The 16,155-nt window shown below is 42.5% G+C and carries 13 protein-coding genes; 10 read left to right on the top strand and 3 right to left on the bottom strand.

All coding sequences use genetic code 11. The annotated features are described in order from the left end of the window. Positions 1-664: 664 nt before the first annotated feature. The 3 genes from AC2CZC_RS20110 to AC2CZC_RS20100 all read left to right on the top strand — a co-directional run bounded on the left by AC2CZC_RS20110 (position 665) and on the right by AC2CZC_RS20100 (position 2,974). A complete protein-coding gene (locus AC2CZC_RS20110; protein ID WP_063362659.1) occupies positions 665-1,078 on the top strand; it encodes a flagellar basal body L-ring protein FlgH in 414 nt (137 codons plus the stop codon). 197 nt (positions 1,079-1,275) lie between these two features. Further along, positions 1,276-2,172 carry an alpha/beta fold hydrolase gene (locus tag AC2CZC_RS20105; RefSeq protein ID WP_063362658.1) on the top strand — a complete coding sequence of 299 codons (897 nt, stop codon included), beginning with the start codon at positions 1,276-1,278 and terminating at the stop codon, positions 2,170-2,172. A 70-nt stretch (positions 2,173-2,242) separates the two neighbouring features. Then, the gene (locus AC2CZC_RS20100; RefSeq protein WP_063362657.1) at positions 2,243-2,974 is read left to right on the top strand and encodes a DUF4097 family beta strand repeat-containing protein; all 732 of its coding nucleotides are present in this window, start codon (positions 2,243-2,245) and stop codon (positions 2,972-2,974) included. 48 nt (positions 2,975-3,022) lie between these two features. Here AC2CZC_RS20100 and AC2CZC_RS20095 read toward each other — a convergent pair whose 3' ends face one another. Next, a complete protein-coding gene (locus tag AC2CZC_RS20095) occupies positions 3,023-4,237 on the bottom strand; it encodes a M24 family metallopeptidase (RefSeq protein ID WP_484583139.1) in 1,215 nt (404 codons plus the stop codon). A 31-nt stretch (positions 4,238-4,268) separates the two neighbouring features. Then, positions 4,269-5,507, bottom strand: coding sequence for an NAD(P)/FAD-dependent oxidoreductase (locus AC2CZC_RS20090; RefSeq protein WP_484583138.1), 1,239 nt, complete (start codon positions 5,505-5,507; stop codon positions 4,269-4,271). Positions 5,508-5,715: 208 nt separating this feature from the next. Between AC2CZC_RS20090 and AC2CZC_RS20085 the strand changes: the two genes are divergently transcribed. The 4 genes from AC2CZC_RS20085 to AC2CZC_RS20070 all read left to right on the top strand — a co-directional run bounded on the left by AC2CZC_RS20085 (position 5,716) and on the right by AC2CZC_RS20070 (position 9,980). Further along, the gene (locus AC2CZC_RS20085) at positions 5,716-6,630 is read left to right on the top strand and encodes a dihydrodipicolinate synthase family protein (RefSeq protein WP_484583137.1); all 915 of its coding nucleotides are present in this window, start codon (positions 5,716-5,718) and stop codon (positions 6,628-6,630) included. An 11-nt stretch (positions 6,631-6,641) separates the two neighbouring features. After that, positions 6,642-7,643 (top strand): 4-hydroxyproline epimerase, encoded by a 1,002-nt coding sequence (locus tag AC2CZC_RS20080; protein WP_063362653.1) that lies wholly within the window; start codon positions 6,642-6,644, stop codon positions 7,641-7,643. A 33-nt stretch (positions 7,644-7,676) separates the two neighbouring features. Then, a complete protein-coding gene (locus AC2CZC_RS20075) occupies positions 7,677-9,182 on the top strand; it encodes an aldehyde dehydrogenase (NADP(+)) (RefSeq protein WP_484583136.1) in 1,506 nt (501 codons plus the stop codon). A gap of 132 nt (positions 9,183-9,314) precedes the next feature. After that, complete coding sequence (locus tag AC2CZC_RS20070; RefSeq protein WP_063362651.1) at positions 9,315-9,980, top strand: GntR family transcriptional regulator; 666 nt, start codon at positions 9,315-9,317, stop codon at positions 9,978-9,980. 76 nt (positions 9,981-10,056) lie between these two features. On the opposite strand, the gene AC2CZC_RS20065 is transcribed toward AC2CZC_RS20070, so the two are convergent. After that, entirely contained in the window at positions 10,057-11,100 is a 1,044-nt protein-coding gene (locus AC2CZC_RS20065) for a type III polyketide synthase (RefSeq protein WP_063362650.1), read from the bottom strand. 498 nt (positions 11,101-11,598) lie between these two features. Here AC2CZC_RS20065 and AC2CZC_RS20060 point away from each other — a divergent pair, with 498 nt between their 5' ends. From AC2CZC_RS20060 to AC2CZC_RS20050, 3 genes are all read left to right on the top strand, one after another. Continuing rightward, positions 11,599-14,175 (top strand): TonB-dependent receptor, encoded by a 2,577-nt coding sequence (locus tag AC2CZC_RS20060; RefSeq protein ID WP_484583135.1) that lies wholly within the window; start codon positions 11,599-11,601, stop codon positions 14,173-14,175. Positions 14,176-14,337: 162 nt separating this feature from the next. Further along, on the top strand, positions 14,338-15,450 hold the full coding sequence (locus tag AC2CZC_RS20055) for a response regulator (RefSeq protein WP_484583134.1): 1,113 nt from the start codon (positions 14,338-14,340) through the stop codon (positions 15,448-15,450). A 249-nt stretch (positions 15,451-15,699) separates the two neighbouring features. Then, the gene (locus tag AC2CZC_RS20050; protein WP_063362647.1) at positions 15,700-16,149 is read left to right on the top strand and encodes an Hsp20 family protein; all 450 of its coding nucleotides are present in this window, start codon (positions 15,700-15,702) and stop codon (positions 16,147-16,149) included. Positions 16,150-16,155: the final 6 nt, after the last annotated feature.

The following is a 16,155-nucleotide window of genomic DNA, read 5'->3' as shown; positions in this document are numbered from 1 at the left end:
TGTGTACACTTGTATTGAAGTGTTGCGTTAAGGCACAGCAGCTTATTGTGTGTCTGGTTGAGTGAGTATTGCAGTTGTCGCTTGAACAATAAATGGTGACTAGGCTTGGGGTTTTGACACTGCCGATATAAAATCTTGGTGAATATTTATTTAGAGTTCAATTCTATTTAATAAAATCAGTAAGGTAGAACTTATATGAATATTTTTTATAAATGATGATTTAATTCATAACTTTTTCTTTTTACTAGCTTGGCACCTTAATCACCTTAATGTTAAGTGATATTATATAGCTCTATTCGATGTTATCTTTTTATCACTTTGATGGTTTTATAGGCGGTTATAACTTATGGTTTATTCTTTGTTTGTTTTATCATTTATTTGGTTTTGCTTTATTCTCTTTAAAAAAACAGGTGTGTTTTTTAAGTAATTTCATATATAAGTAATTGCAGTTATATGGGTTATTAAATTAAATAGCCTAATAATTAGCCTTCTCAGACAGCGTTCATAGCTTTGGAGACCTTGAATAGTCCTTTTGATGTTTTTTCAACCTCTTTGCTAGTTGTCAATTTCCTTGTTGCAAGTTTTACACTTTTACACATTCCCTGACTGATTCCTACACCGAGTTTAACTATGATTTACCCATCAAACATGATTGGGGAAAATAATGAAAAAGCTTTTAACAATGACAATAGTAGCGCTTTTGGCTAGTGGCTGTGCACATCACAATAACGTTAGACCTGCGCAAGATGGCAAGCATTATGTTAATTTGACCGCAGAAACAAGACAAAAAGCCGGAGAAGAAGCATTAGATCAAGCTAATTATTACTGCAGTGAAAATGGTGATACTCGTGCTTACATTATCAATGAAACCATCACTTACATGGGGTCAATGCCTGAGCAAGAATATTTAAAAAATCGCAATTTGGCTGAAGCTGTTGAAGTGGCAGGTGCGGGCATGTCCATTTTAGGCGGTGGTCATGTGGATGACGTAGGTACTGCCATGTGGATTGGTGGTGGCATTGCAGAAGACTCAATGGGTGAACCATATCAAATAAACTTATCTTTTAGTTGTAAGTGATAAGAGGTTTTTTCACTGTTTACTCTTAGTTCTATTATGTGTTTTTTTGAGCAAACGTTATTAAATAAAAAGTAACGTTTGCTTCTCAACTTATTTAATATACTCATATTAAATTCAAATACCTTTATTGCAAGTTATCTAATGCATTGTTATGTTCTATCTAAATTTATGGAATATTAAATTACAAGGCCATAACAATGATTAAAATAACAGCCTTTATCAGTCTTGCTATTTTACTACAGACATATTGTGCTTCTGCAAACATAGTCGCGCCCGCAGTGTCCAAGCATGTCGATGTTGGAGGGGTTAAGCTTTATATAGTTTGCTATGGCGAGGGCACTCCGAGTATTGTCGTCAATTCAGGATTTGGTGGAGCAGGGTCTCAAGGTGGTTGGGAGGAAGTTATCCGGCACATGAGCCCGTCAAACCAAATTTGCCTTTATGACCGCGCAAATTTAGGGAAAAGTGAGCCCTTTTCTGGCCATTATGACGTTGGAGTCATGGCTAAGCAATTAGGAATATTGCTCAAAAAAGCGCAGGTTCAAGCGCCACACATACTAGTTGGGCACTCTTATGGTTCCTATCCGATAAAATTATTTAACCACGCATTTCCAGAGCGTGTTGCGGCGATTTTACTGGTTGACCCGACTCAATACGGCATGTTCAATAATGCCATTGCTAAATGGGCACCAGAGCAAGACACTTATTCAGCCAGCTTTACTCAGCGCATGCAGGACGAGCTATCAGGGTGGCATAACCCAGATCAAAACCCAGAAAAAGTTGATTTGAAGGCCAGCGCTCAGTTAATAAAAGACAGTAGGGATTTTGGTGATACGCCGTATGTTTTACTGTGGTCTAAAAATGGTGTTTGGCGTGGTGGAGATGCCCCTGTTGACTGGCACCCAAAAGCTTGGCAAAGAATGAAGACAATGTACGCTGAGGCGATTGATAAGATGCATAGTTTGTCTTCGGATAAAAAAATTGTTTTTGCAAATACGCCACAGCACAACATTTTTCAATATGAACCGGAGTCAGTTGTTAAGGAGCTTCGATACTTACTTGATAAATTAAACCAAGCGCCTGAAAAAAACTGAACGTGCATTTAAACCTTTCTGTTATCTCTGGTCGTCAAAGTTTTTAAATAGAAAAAACAAGGACAACAAGATGAAAGCTTTAATGATGGCGGCTCTAGCAATATCTTCATTTTATGTTTCTGCAACTGCGTATTACTCCTCGGATTACAAATTTGTGAAAACAACCTCTTTAAGCTTACCTGCAAGCGAACTGGCACAGCTAAAAATTGATGCAGGGGCGGGTAGTTTGAAGTTGATTGGAGAACAGACAGATAAGATTAGTGTCACTGCTGAGATATATCAGCTAAGTGATGGAGGCGAGTATTGTTTAGATTTGACTGAGCAAGATAACAAAGCCTTGCTTAAAGCAAATGTTTGCCACCACAGGGAAAACGATACCTTGGTACACCTTTCAATCACTGTACCTCAAAACCTTGTGACTCATATTAAGGACGGCTCTGGGTCAATGAATGTCTCACATGCAAGTATTCAGCGCATAGATGATGGATCAGGCTCTATTATAATAAAGGACAACCTAATTTCGCTTGAGATAGATGATAATTCTGGCGGTATTGAGGTCTTGAGTGTGCAAGGTGAACTAGATATTGAGGATGGATCTGGAAAAATTCTTGTTGAGGACATCAAAGGCAATGTTCGGATAGAAGATGGATCTGGTAAGGTCGTTGTTGAAAATGTCACTGGAAAAGTCTCAGTCGATGATGGCTCAGGAAGTATCTCAGTGCGCAATGCGCAATCATTTGAATTAATAGATGACGGTTCTGGCAAGGTTAACTTGAGCAATATCCGCGACCAGCAAAATTAAGTCTTTGTAAACAACGCCGCAGACGAGATACTGCGGCGTTTTGTATTGCTACTTCTCTAGACCAAAAGGGTCATCAATACTATGACTTGGTTCCGTAAACCATTTAGGGCCTGACTCGGTGATGTAAAAATGATCCTCAAGGCGAATACCAAATTGGTCGGGAACAACCAGCATGGGTTCATTAGAAAAACACATACCTGGCGCAAGTGGTTGCGGGTTGTCTTTGACCAAATAAGGCAACTCATGGATATCTAGGCCGATCCCATGCCCTGTTCTATGTGGACAACCGGGCAGTTGATAATCTGGCCCCAAGTTTTGTTCAGCCAAGTAGGTTCTTGCAGCATAGTCTACATCACCACAGCTCGCGCCAATGTGCGCTGCATTGAAAGCGTGCAACTGAGCTTGCTTTTCATGGGCCCATATTGCGCGTTGATAATCTGTTGCTTCACCAAAGACATAAGTGCGGGTAATGTCACTTAGATAGCCATGTAACTTACAGCCTGTGTCTATCAATACAACATCGCCTTTTTTAAGTGTTTGGGGCGTCTTTACACCATGCGGAAATGATGTCGCTTTGCCAAATAACACAATACAGAAGTAATTGCCTGTAGCACCAACCTTTTTATGTGCTTGCTCTATAAATGCTTCCACTTCAGTGGTGGTGATACCTTCATGCAGTATGGAGGCAGCTGCTTTTTGCACAGCCAAGGTCATATCCATTGCGCGTTGAATTAAGGCAAGCTCATTGTCTGACTTATGCATGCGGCAATGGCCTGTAACACATTGCCCATTCATGATTTTTAAAGATGAGTTTGCTTTTTGAATGCCGTCGACAGTAAAAAAGGCCGTACTTTCATCGATTGCTAAGGTCGCAGAGTCTGGTAAGTCCAGTTCGGTTAACGCCTGTCCAAGTAACCGATATGGTGATTGCTCTTCTTGCCAAGCATATATTTTACCTTGGATGATTTGGTAATCACTGATGGTGCCTAATTCAAAAAATGGTGCAATGAAACATACATCGCCTTGAGCCGGAAGTATTGCACCAACAAGTCGCTCACTGGCCGACCAGCTTAAACCCGTAAAATACTTTAAGTTTGTGCCTGCATTTAGGTATAACGCATCAATATTCTGCGCGCGCATGAATGCTTGTGCTTTTTCCATCCTCTCACGATATTCATCTGCAGCAATGGGCTGTGCATCTTGGGTCATGTCTGTGAGGTTGGCAAGGGCCGCTTGTTTGGTTTGAAAACCGATACCTATCATAACTGTATCCTATTTTTTGTTTTATCAAGCATTACTGAAAACGCGCAATACTGTAGGGGGTAATATCAAATACTGTTGGCTGGTTTGCAACCAAGTTTGCGATGAGTTCACTGGTGATCGCGGCCTGTGTTAAACCCAAATGTTGATGGCCTAGTGCAAATAAAATATTGGGGTGCGTTGGCGCCTGACCTATCACAGGTAATGAGTCGGGTAGTGAAGGTCTGGGGCCCATCCAGTGCTCGCCTTGCTCTATATGGTTGAACTTTTTCAGCAGCGCTTGAGCGTGGGGCAGTAAAGATGCTGCACGCGCATAAAATGGCGGTCTGTGTAAGCCTGCAAATTCGACAGTGCCAGCTAACCTGAGACCTGCTTGCATCGGTGTCATAATGAATTGTCGATCTGCAGAGGCAACGGGCCGGCTAAGCACATGGTTACTAAGCATATTATGATAACCCCGCTCGGCTTCTATCGGTAACTTATAGCCTAATTGCTGGCAAAGTTGTTTGCTCCATGCACCAGCACAGATAATGACCTTGCTAACGTGTTTTGATTTTCCAAGAGAGTCTATGACACTCGCGTTATGTTCATGTTGTGCGACTTCTGCGACAGATTGCTGTACAAACTGACCACCTAAGCGAATAAACTCTTTATATATGTGCATTGATAGCTTTAATGGATCTGGCGTGTGTCCTACCTCTGTAAAGAGTAGGGCATAGCGTACTTTGTCACTTATTTGGGGCTCTAGCGCTGCGATAGCGGGTTTATCTAGCAGTTCAACTTTAACCCCGCTTGCACGATAAGTGTGCTGGATTTTTTTTATTGCATCTAAATCGTAATTTTCAAAGGTGAGCAAACTGCCTTTACAGATGATATGCGCATTAAAATTATCTCCTAAAAGGCGTTTGTATGCGTCAAGAGCGGCTTGGTTAAGGGCTTTTAGTGCTTTTGTGTGACGTGTGTAACGCGGTGTAGGCATATTTGCACAAAATCGGGCAAACCATGGCAAAGCTTGTAATAGATATCGCCAGTCAATTCTTAAAGGACTTAGCTTGTCGAGTAGCATACTAGGCAACTTTTTAAGTAGAGCGCGGTCGGCCAGTGGGAAAACTTGCTCAGTCGCAAAGTGACCAGCGTTTCCTTTTGAACATTGAGTGCCGATCCCTTTGGGATCAAACAGGGTCACTTGGTAGCCCAGCTGTTGTAGTTGCAGGGCATTACACAAACCTACGATACCTGCGCCTACGACTGCAATAGTTAAATCTTTCTTCATATTCTTTTCTCTATTTGCGATTGCATTTCTTTGATTTTTATCGGCTTAGTTTGGTTTTAAATGCTTTTTTATATTACTAATCAAGGTTTTACGTATTTTTCTTAGCGTTGATGAGAACCCATTTATACTTTTCAAAAATTGCATATTGATTATTGTATACAATATACCTATAGTAAAAAAAAGCAACAAACATAACAGAGGAAAAACAATGATCGTAGATTGGCAAGGGGTGTATCCCGCAGTAACCACACAGTTTAATGAAGATGAGTCAATTAACTTTGAAACAACCAAGGCCATGATCAACTCACTGATTGAAGAGGGCGTGCATGGCATTATTGTCCTCGGGACAGTCGGCGAAAATTGCGCATTACGTGCAGAGGAAAAGCGACAAGTTTTAAGTGCAGCGAAAGAGGTTGTGGCCGGTAGAGTGCCTTTACTTGCCGGCGTGGCTGAGACCACCACCGCATTGGCAGTTGAGTTTGTTCAAGACGCCGAGCAATTAGGTGCGGATGGCTTTATGGTGCTACCGGGAATGGTTTATCGCTCAACTGAGCGTGAAGCCATTTATCATTATCAGCAGGTTGCTCGAGCAACTTCCTTACCTATTATGATTTATAACAACCCAATTACGTATGGCGTCGATGTATCAATTGAAGGTATGCGCACGTTAGCGGCAGAGCCTAATATTGTCTCAGTTAAAGAGGCCACAGAAGATACACGCAGAATCAGTGAGTTAATCTCTGCATTTGGTGAGCGGTTCGTTATTTTTGGTGGCGTGGATGATGTTGCCCTAGAAAGTTTAATGTTGGGTGCAACTGGCTGGATCTCCGGTTTAACAAATGTGTTTCCTCGCGAGTCAGTGGCAATTTTTAAGTTGGCACAACAAGGTAGGTTTGCTGAAGCCACCGAGCTCTGGCGCTGGTTTTTACCGTTACTCCGCTTAGATACAGTGCCAACCTTAGTTCAGTGTATTAAATATGCTGAGCAACTTGCCGGGCGTGGGAGTGAAAAGACGCGTTCACCGCGTTTGAGTTTGACTGACAGTGAAAAAGCCTACGTGAGTCGATTGTATGATGAAGCGATGACTAATCGTATCGACCTCACTAAATACAATCTTGATTAAGGATGATTGCAATGAACAGGGGTACATTTTTTTGTATTGATGGCCACACCTGTGGCAACCCTGTGCGCCTTGTTACCAGTGGCCACCCAAACCTTCGGGGGGCCACAATGGCAGATAAAAGGCAGCACTTTTTATCCGAGTTTGATTGGATCAGAACCGCTTTGATGTTTGAGCCCAGAGGGCACGATATGATGTCTGGTGCTTTTTTATATCCTCCTTGCAGCGATGATGGTGATATCAGCATTTTGTTTATTGAAACTTCTGGGTGCTTGCCTATGTGTGGACACGGCACGATAGGCACTGTCACTTTTGCGTTGGAGCACGGCTTGCTGACACCGAAAGAGCCTGGGCTGGTCAAAATTGATACGCCTGCTGGTCGAGTCGATGCCAGATATGAACTGCATCAAGGCAAGGTGAAATCGGTGCAGTTGATCAATGTGCCGGCTTTTGTTGCTCATACTAATGTGCAAGTGGATATCGAGGAACTTGGCATGCTGACAGTCGACATTGCTTATGGCGGTAACTTTTACATTATTGTAGAGCCTCAGGGTAAGTTTAAAGGAATAGAACATACCGATGCTGATACGTTAATTAGGCTTGCTCGAGATATACGAGACGCAGTTAACGAACAAGTTGATTGTATTCACCCCGAGAACCCAAATGTTTTTGGTGCCACACATGTACTTTGGACAGGTAATTCGAAAAGTCCAAAAGCACATGCCGCCAATGCGGTTTTTTATGGAGACAAAGCCATCGATCGCTCCCCTTGTGGGACGGGTACAAGCGCACGTATGGCGCAGTTATTCAGTAAAGGGCAATTGGAGCTTCAAAAGGACTTTATTCACGAGAGCTATATAGGTAGTCAATTTATTGGTCGTGTAGAGGCGGTGACAGAAGTTGCTGGCAAAGCGGCAATCCGGCCAAGCATTCAAGGTTGGGCTGTGAGCACGGGTACCAATTGTATTACCGTGGATGACGATGATCCTTATGCATTCGGATTCCAAGTGATATAGCAACGCAATTCATATTAATAAACACAGGAGGTCATGATGGTATTTAGCGGATTGAGCTATATTGCAGGGGATTGGCAAAAGGGTTCGAGCAATGAGGTTTTTAAGGGGTTCTGCCCCGGAACAAATGAGTACTTACCGGCAGCATTTTATGAATCATGTGAGCAGCTTGTGCATCAAGCGGTAGTGTCCGCAGAAGCTGCATTTAAGCCATATCGCGCTATCTCCAATGCACAGCGCGGTGAGTTTTTAAATACAATTGCAGATGAGATTCTGGCATTGGGTGATGAACTTATCGAAGCCACCATGTTAGAAACAAATTTGCCTAGACAGCGGCTTGAAGGAGAGCGGGGACGTACAGTTAATCAGTTACGAGCGTTTGCTGAGGTGTTAAACCAAGATCTGAACCCACTGCATTTGAGCGTCAGTGAGGAGGCAGATGACAACAGGTTGCCTGTTGCCAAACCTCAAACTAGGCTAACCCATATTCCGATTGGCGTGGTTGCGGTATTTGGTGCATCAAATTTTCCTTATGCGTTTTCAACATTGGGCGGCGACACAGCAGCGGCGCTTGCGGCAGGTTGTCCTGTTGTTGTTAAAGCACATCCTGCGCATCCCGCAACCAATGAGCTGATGACGCGAGCCATTGATCGAGCAATTAAGCAATGCGGTATGCCAAGTGGACTATTCTCAATGCTGCAAGGGAGTCAACATTCACTCTCACATCAACTTGTGAGTGAGCCTCACGTCAAAGCTGTCGGCTTTACTGGATCGCTGGGTGCAGCCAGTGCTTTGCTAGACACAATCAATCAAAGAGTTGAGAAGATCCCTTTTTACGGTGAGCTTGGTAGCGTAAATCCACAAATTGTATTAAAGCAATATGCAGTTCAGCAAGGTGCTGTATTGGCAAAGCAATTGGTCAATTCAATGGCCATGGGTCACGGTCAGTTCTGTACAAGCCCTGGTGTGTGGTTGGTGCCGGATGACGCGCATCATTTTGAACAAGCCGCGACGGATGCTGTTAAGTCGAGTCCGTCAGACACCTTATTAACGCCGGGTATTCAAAAGGCATTTAAGCAAGCGACGGCATATTTAGAAGCGCACCCTGATGTTACCTTGTTAGCAAAAGGCCTTAAAAGTAAGAATTATCATGCTTGTGTGCAGTTATATGCCTGTGCCGCGAGAGACTTCATTGACGATACTCAGCTTCAAGAAGAAGTATTTGGTCCTTGTGCCATGTTAGTGAGATATCGCAATGATGAAGAACTCGAGCAGGTCGTAGATGTGCTTGCAGGTCAATTGACCGCCAGTGTCTATGGTGAGGCGAGCGAATTACAGCAAAAAAGCCACTTGATTGACGCGCTGAGCTACAAGGTTGGGCGAATTATTTACAACCAAGCTCCAACCGGGGTTGAAGTGTGTATGTCGATGAATCATGGAGGTCCATTTCCATCATCTACAGATGTGAAAAGTACGTCTGTAGGTACAAGGGCACTACTGAGGTTTTTAAGACCGCTTTGTGTGCAAGGGCAAAATCTTTAGGCAACTAGGTATCAAGCTCTGTGTCGTTATGGGCTTGATACTTATCAGACAAATATGGCTTTCATCTGGTCTGCGTGCATTTTCAATTTAGCCACGTATAATGTAACTCACTGTAAATTTATGATTAACCCCATGGCGATTGTACATAAAACTAGAACTCAACTTGTTGCCGAAGCGATCAGAGATAAGATTTTAAGCGGTGAAATTAAAGCTGGAGAGCCTTTGCGCCAAGCCGCATTAGCAGAAGAGCTTAATGTGAGCCGTATCCCCGTTCGCGAAGCTTTATTACAATTAGAAGCTGAAGGGTTAGTTAATTTTGAAGCGCATAAAGGGGCAACTGTGACAAGCCTCAGTGCGGAGCAAATAGACGAAATATTTGACCTGCGCGCTTTGCTTGAAGCTGAGCTGCTTAGCCACTCCATCACACACTTAACAAACCGAGATTTACTTGAAGCAGAAGCCATTTTAGCCGATCTGGAAGACGCCATTGCTGCTGGAGATTCGCAGTTGGCAACAGGCAAGCTCAATGCCGAGTTTCATGATAAGTTATACGCGCGTGCAAATAGACCTCAAACACGGGAGCTTGTTGCGGTATACAGTAAAAACTCAGAGCGCTATGTACGAATGCACATCTTACTTGCTGGTGGTATAAATACTGCACCTGAGGAGCATAGAAAGTTACTGCAGCTTTGCCGAGACAAAGACATTGTGGGTGCATGTGACTACTTAAAGCATCATATTTTAAGTGCCAAAGACGGTATTAAAGCATTGTTATTAAAACTCGAAGCAGATGCTTAGTCAGTTTGGCAAGCCATTTATCTCAGCTTGATGAGTAAAATGGCTCCTCCCATCATCTCTTCTTCGGTTGGCTTTATTACTGCCAGACCCCCACACTCATCTCAGATGTAAAACCCGGACCAAACGCGGCGAGTAAGCTGGTTTCTCCTTTTGTTGCATGTTCAAATGTACGCCTTAAAACATCGATAACCGCGACACTTGAGGTATTGCCAGTTTCTGCAAGGCAAGCCCGCGAATGCTTTACTTTGTCAGGTGCTAGGTCAAGACAGCGTTCTAGTTCATCTAAAATCCGTCTACCCCCAGTGTGAAATATCGTATTGTCTACATCATTGGCATCAATCTCTAATTTGTCTTTGCAAAAAGATTGAAGGTAGGGCGCAACGTGTGGAATTGAATGCATCACGTCTTTATCGAGCGAGAACTTAAAGCCTTTATCGGTGAGTTGATATTCAATATAGGGCATGGTGTCTTCAATTGTAACACTTTGATTGTGGGTTAGTCTGAGCCCAGATATCTGGTCGTCACCACGCATCACCACGGCTGCCGCACCATCTGCAAATAACGAGTTGCTGATAAAGTCCTGCAAGCGCCCCGCTTCTTTATGAAAACACAGAGACGAAGTTTCTACACAGACAATTAATACGTTTCTATCAGGGCGGTGTTCACAATACTCAAATGCACGTCCTATGGCTGATGCACCGGCAACACAGCCTAGTTGTGCAATTGGGATCTGTTTAGTATCGGGTCTAAGTGACAGACGGTTGATGAGATGCGCAGTGAGTGAAGGCATCATGAACCCTGTACATGAAGTCGCGATGACCATGTCAATCTCATCCATGCTGAGCCTTGCATTGTGAATCGCTTCTCGAGCGACGTTTTCAGCCATTTCAATGGCGGCATCCTGATACACTTTTGCACGTTCGCCAAAGTCTCCTTGCTTAACAACATCTGTCAGCGGCATGATCAGGTGCCTTTTTTTCACTTCAGCATTTTGGATCATGTCGAATGCGCGTTTTTTGTGTGGACTATTTGGATGACATAACTCAATAACAGTCATGATATCGTCGGCATTAACTTCATAGTTTGGATAGTAAGTTGCTGGTTTGCTTAGAGTTGTCATGAAATTTCTCTCCTTAATTGAATGACACTAAGCAAGACCTAACGTTGCTTTCTTTTATTTCACAAAATATTAAATTAATTTTTAAATTTGTTATTTTGTAATCATAAGTCATTGATATAAATAAATTAATATTTTTGATTTTTTTGTATTTTCAAACTCTAAGCTACAGACCCTCAGGTTGTTTGGATAGTGCGTCAGATAATTGCATTACTTGCATGTAAAAAGTCTTTAAATTGGTACTGGATAGCTAGAATAACATTGCTTTACAACCTAAAACGCATCTTTACGCATCTTTTCCTATCTTTTCATTAATCTTAAATGATTGAATTGTAAGTGGTTATTTTGATTTCAATTCTGTGTCTCAGCCTTTTTTCTTGGTTTTTGAAGTGTGGTGGGGTTTTATTGCGCTTTTATTAATTTTTCATTCATTTTTCTCGCTCTAATGTCCAGTTAAGCGCCATGGCAAGTTAAAAACAACATCTATTTAGGAAAGTATCTATGAGAAAAACCGCTATCAGTATTGCGATTGCAATGTCGACAGGAGGTGCAATAACGCCTGTATTTGCAAATGATCAAGCAACATCAATAGAAAAAATAGAAGTAACGGGATCGCGTATTAAACGCTCAGATATGGAGACAGCAAGTCCAGTTACATTTATTGGCGCTGATGCTATCCAAGCGAGTGGTGCCGTGAGCATTGATGATGTTTTGCAGGATATTACAGCCGCCGCTGGCGCTATGACTAATCCGGGTGTTAACAATGGCTCTGGCGGCAACGCAAGTATCAATCTGCGCGGTCTTGGCGCGCAACGTACTTTGGTGCTGGTGAATGGCCGTAGAATGATTAATTCGGGCACGGGGGCTGCATCAACAGTTGATTTAAATACGATTCCAGTTGCGATGATCAAGCATATTGAAGTCCTCAAAGATGGGGCATCGGCGGTGTATGGAACCGACGCGGTTGCAGGTGTGGTGAATATTATCCTTAAAGATGACTTTGAAGGGGCTGAGTTGAATGCGCAAACCGGTTTGTCTGGGGAAGGGGATGCGGAGCAGCATAATGTTGACCTGACGGTAGGTACCAGCTTTGATCGCGGTAACATGGTGTTCGGCATTCAATATATGGAGCGCGGATCGGCAAGCCAAGCTGATAGAGATTTTTCGTCTTGTCCAGTCAGTGAGGTCGATAACGGAAAGTCTCTGACCTGTGGCGGTTCAACCATTACCCCAAATGGTCATTTGTATCTTGAAAATGGCAAAGAATTACAAGGCGATACTGACGGAAACTACGCAGAGTACAACCCAGAGACCGATCCGTATAACTATGCATCTGACAGCTATTTATATACACCTATGCAAAGGCTTAATTTAACAGGTGTGCTCAATTATGAGCTTGGCAGTAACACGAATTTATTCACCGAAGCCATGTATTCAAAGCGTTGGTCGGAACAGCAAATGGCACCTCAGCCTGTGTGGTTTGATTTCACTTATACAGAAAGTATGGGTGATGATTTGATAGAGTATGGTGCTGAGTATGGCGATACAGTTCATTATCGCCGCCGTATGTCTGATACGGGAACTCGTGACTTTTCACAAGTTGTTGATACGGTAAGAACTGTGGTGGGTGTAGAAGGATATCTGGATAACGACTGGAGCTGGGATGTTGCAGTTAATTTTGGTCGTAATGACTCTGTTGATCAACTGTCTAATTTGCACAATATCGGCAGTTTGACCGAAGACATCGAGCTGGGTAAGTTTAACCCACTCGACCAGTCAGCGTGGTCGGCGGATAAAATGACTGATTATCTATACACTGAGCAAAATACAGGTGGTAGCCAGATGCTGAACTTCAGTGCGTCACTTGCCGGTGAGATTATGGCGCTGCCAGCGGGCTACTTGGGGTTTGCAACGGGTATTGAAAAAAGGACCGAAAAAGCCTGGTACGCACCCGACTCACTGACCTCACAAGGGCTGGCTAACGACCCAAAAGTTGAGCCGACCAGTGGCTCATATGATGTGAATGAAGCGTTTGTAGAGTTTGCTATTCCAGTGCTTGCTGATGTGGCTTTTGCGCAAAACTTAGATTTAAGTGCAGCTGTTAGAGCGTTTGATTACTCAAGCTTTGGTAGTGACTCAACATGGAAACTCGGTTTTACTTGGAAACTCAATGAACAGCTAATGTTTAGAGGTGTGAAATCAACCGCATTTCGCGCCCCGACGGTCGATGAGCTATACGGTGGTAAATCGCCATCCTTCGAGCAAATATCTCATCCTCACTTAGATAGCCAAGCTGAAGTAATTGTTGGGGGAAATGCGAACCTCACACCTGAAGAAGCGGATACATTAACATTTGGATTAGTATATGAACCAAGCTTTTTAGAGGGGTTGTCACTGACTTTAGATTATTACGATATCGCTATCACTAATGCGATCAGCGAAGTGAATAATCAATATATCATTGATAACTGTGTCAACAGCAGCGGGGATTTAATAAATCAAGATTCGGCTATGTGCTCTTCGGCAAATGTACAAATATCTAATGGCAAAGCGACATTTAACAACCAGTTGCAAAACATTGGCGATGAGACAACGCAAGGGTATGACATTAATGTTGCGTATGCGTTTGATGCTGCTGGGCTTGCGTGGAGAGCAGGGTGGGATACATCGATTTTAAAAGAGCGCACCATTACTATGGCTGGGGAAACCGTTGACTACACCGGTTTGATCACGTCAGGTTTAGGGGGATATGCAGACATAAAATCGAGTTTAAGTTTGTCTGTAAAAGCCGATACATGGGGTGCAAATTACAAGGTGAGATACTTATCGGGCATGGATAGCTTTAGCTGCTTAGATAACCTTACAAGTTGTTACGCACCAAGCACGCCAAGCGTGGTTTATCATGATATTTCTGGCAGTTATTTTGTCAGTGACACCATTAAGCTCACGGGCGGCATTAATAATTTGTTCGATAAGCAACCGCCTTATTATTCTGGTAACAATGACTCCAACACAGATCCATATACATACGATACTTTAGGGCGTTATGTGTATGCCGGACTGAACATTCAGTTTTAATTTTTAGATTCAAAAAAATTCGTTTTTCACACTCTCCTTAGAGAGACCAAAGGGTTTGCATGTGTTGCAGCCCTTTTTTTATTTAAAAAATTAAAGCTAAATACGGCACTGTTTCGTTTAACGTCTATAGTGTGAGATGAAAACAGATGAATGGGAGCTGGGATGAGCGTTCGTATTTTGGTCATTGATGATGACAAGACATACCGTACTTTACTTTCTCAGACGTTTGCGGATTATGAAGTGAGCGTCGCATCTAGCGGTGAAGAGGGGTTACAAAAAGCCATCGAATTGAAGCCGCATGTGATTTTACTCGATATCGTGATGGCAGGTATGGATGGATATGCTACCTGTTCAGAGCTGCGAAAAATAGAACACTTGCGACATACCCCCATTGTATTTATTTCTAACTTATCGTCCTCTGATTGTCGTCTAAAAGCGTTTGAAATTGGTGCCAATGACTATGTGTGTAAAACTACCCACCCTGATGAGCTTAAAGCCAAAGTAGTCGCTATTTTAGATGCTGATCATGACTATTTTGAAGCACATGCGGACATAGCACAAAAAGAGTCATTGTTATTAGATTTACAAAGACAAAATGCATGCATGAAGTCCATTGGCTTGTTTATGCAAGCAACCCATTATTGTAGTGATCTGGAAGTGCTACAAAAAATATTCATTAATACCCTAAACGCGCTTGGACTGCGTGCCATTATTCATTTCAAAAATCGCGCATTATTTCGCAGTACATCAGGCAGTGTTGCTAAATTAGAGCATGAAATGTTGTTGCACCACGAGGATTTTGAGCGTGTACATCAATTCGATCATGGTCCTATGGTGTTTAACTGGCGCAGTAGCATTTTGTTGGTGAAAAATGTCGGTGAGTTGAGTGATATTTGTGCCCATGTCATGGATGCGTTAGAGCTTGCTATCAGTAATTTAAATCGCAGAGCAGAGATGGTCGAGCAAATTCTATCAATAGAAAAAACCAATAAAGAAATTCTAGCAAGTTTAAAAGAAACGAAAAGCAAATCGAATACCACACTTAAGCAACAGCTATTTGATTCTGGGCTGATCTCACAGTTTGATCTACAAGACGAAAATGATCTTGACGAGCTTATCGCGAGCTCCAGTGATGAATTGGTAGGTATGGTTGAAGCGTTTGGTGATAATGCTGAGCGGATCAGCGCAATTTTAGGCAGTTTGAAAAAGCCCCCTCAAGAACTCAGATTCTTATTTAAAGAAAGTGCCAGCAATGCGGATACGACCCTGTTTTAGTTTTTATACTGCACTGTCATAAAAGTGGTGGTGCAGATAAAGATATGCTTTTTGATATACAAAACAGGGATTTATAAATTTATTTTGATTTTTTATAATAATTTTCTTGAAAACATTCCTCCTCGTCCATAGATAGAGTTATGAGGTCGCCGTAAGGGACTGAAATTAACTTAACACATTGTTTTATATGCCTATTAACTGCTTTTTAAAGAGTCAACAGGCTTAATATCGCTTTATGAGGATACCATTATGCGTACAGTAGATTTATCACCACTTTATCGTTCATTCATTGGCTTTGATCACCTAGCTACATTAATGGACTCGGCACAAAGAAGCTCAGAAAAACAGTCTGGTTTTCCACCTTATAATATTGAAGCTTTGGACGAAGATAAGTACCAAATTACTATGGCCGTTGCAGGATTCAGTGAGCAAGAGCTGTCACTAGAGTCAGAAAACAATACGCTCACAGTGAGAGGTGAGAAGCAGAATAAAGTCTCTGCTCAAGAGCGTAAATTCATTCATCAAGGCCTTGCTGAACGCAATTTTGAGCGCAAGTTTCAGCTCGGTGATCATATTAAAGTCATCGGCGCAGATTTAGAAAATGGCTTGTTAAAAATAGATTTAGAACGCGAAGTGCCAGAAGCCATGAAACCAAGAAAAATAGCCATTGGCTCAACGAAATTACTTGAAGAAGAATAACTAAAC

The organism is Pseudoalteromonas sp. MMG033 (assembly GCF_057197785.1).
The sequence above is the reverse complement of the archived record's forward strand: the minus strand, read 5'-3'. Positions and strand labels throughout refer to the sequence as shown.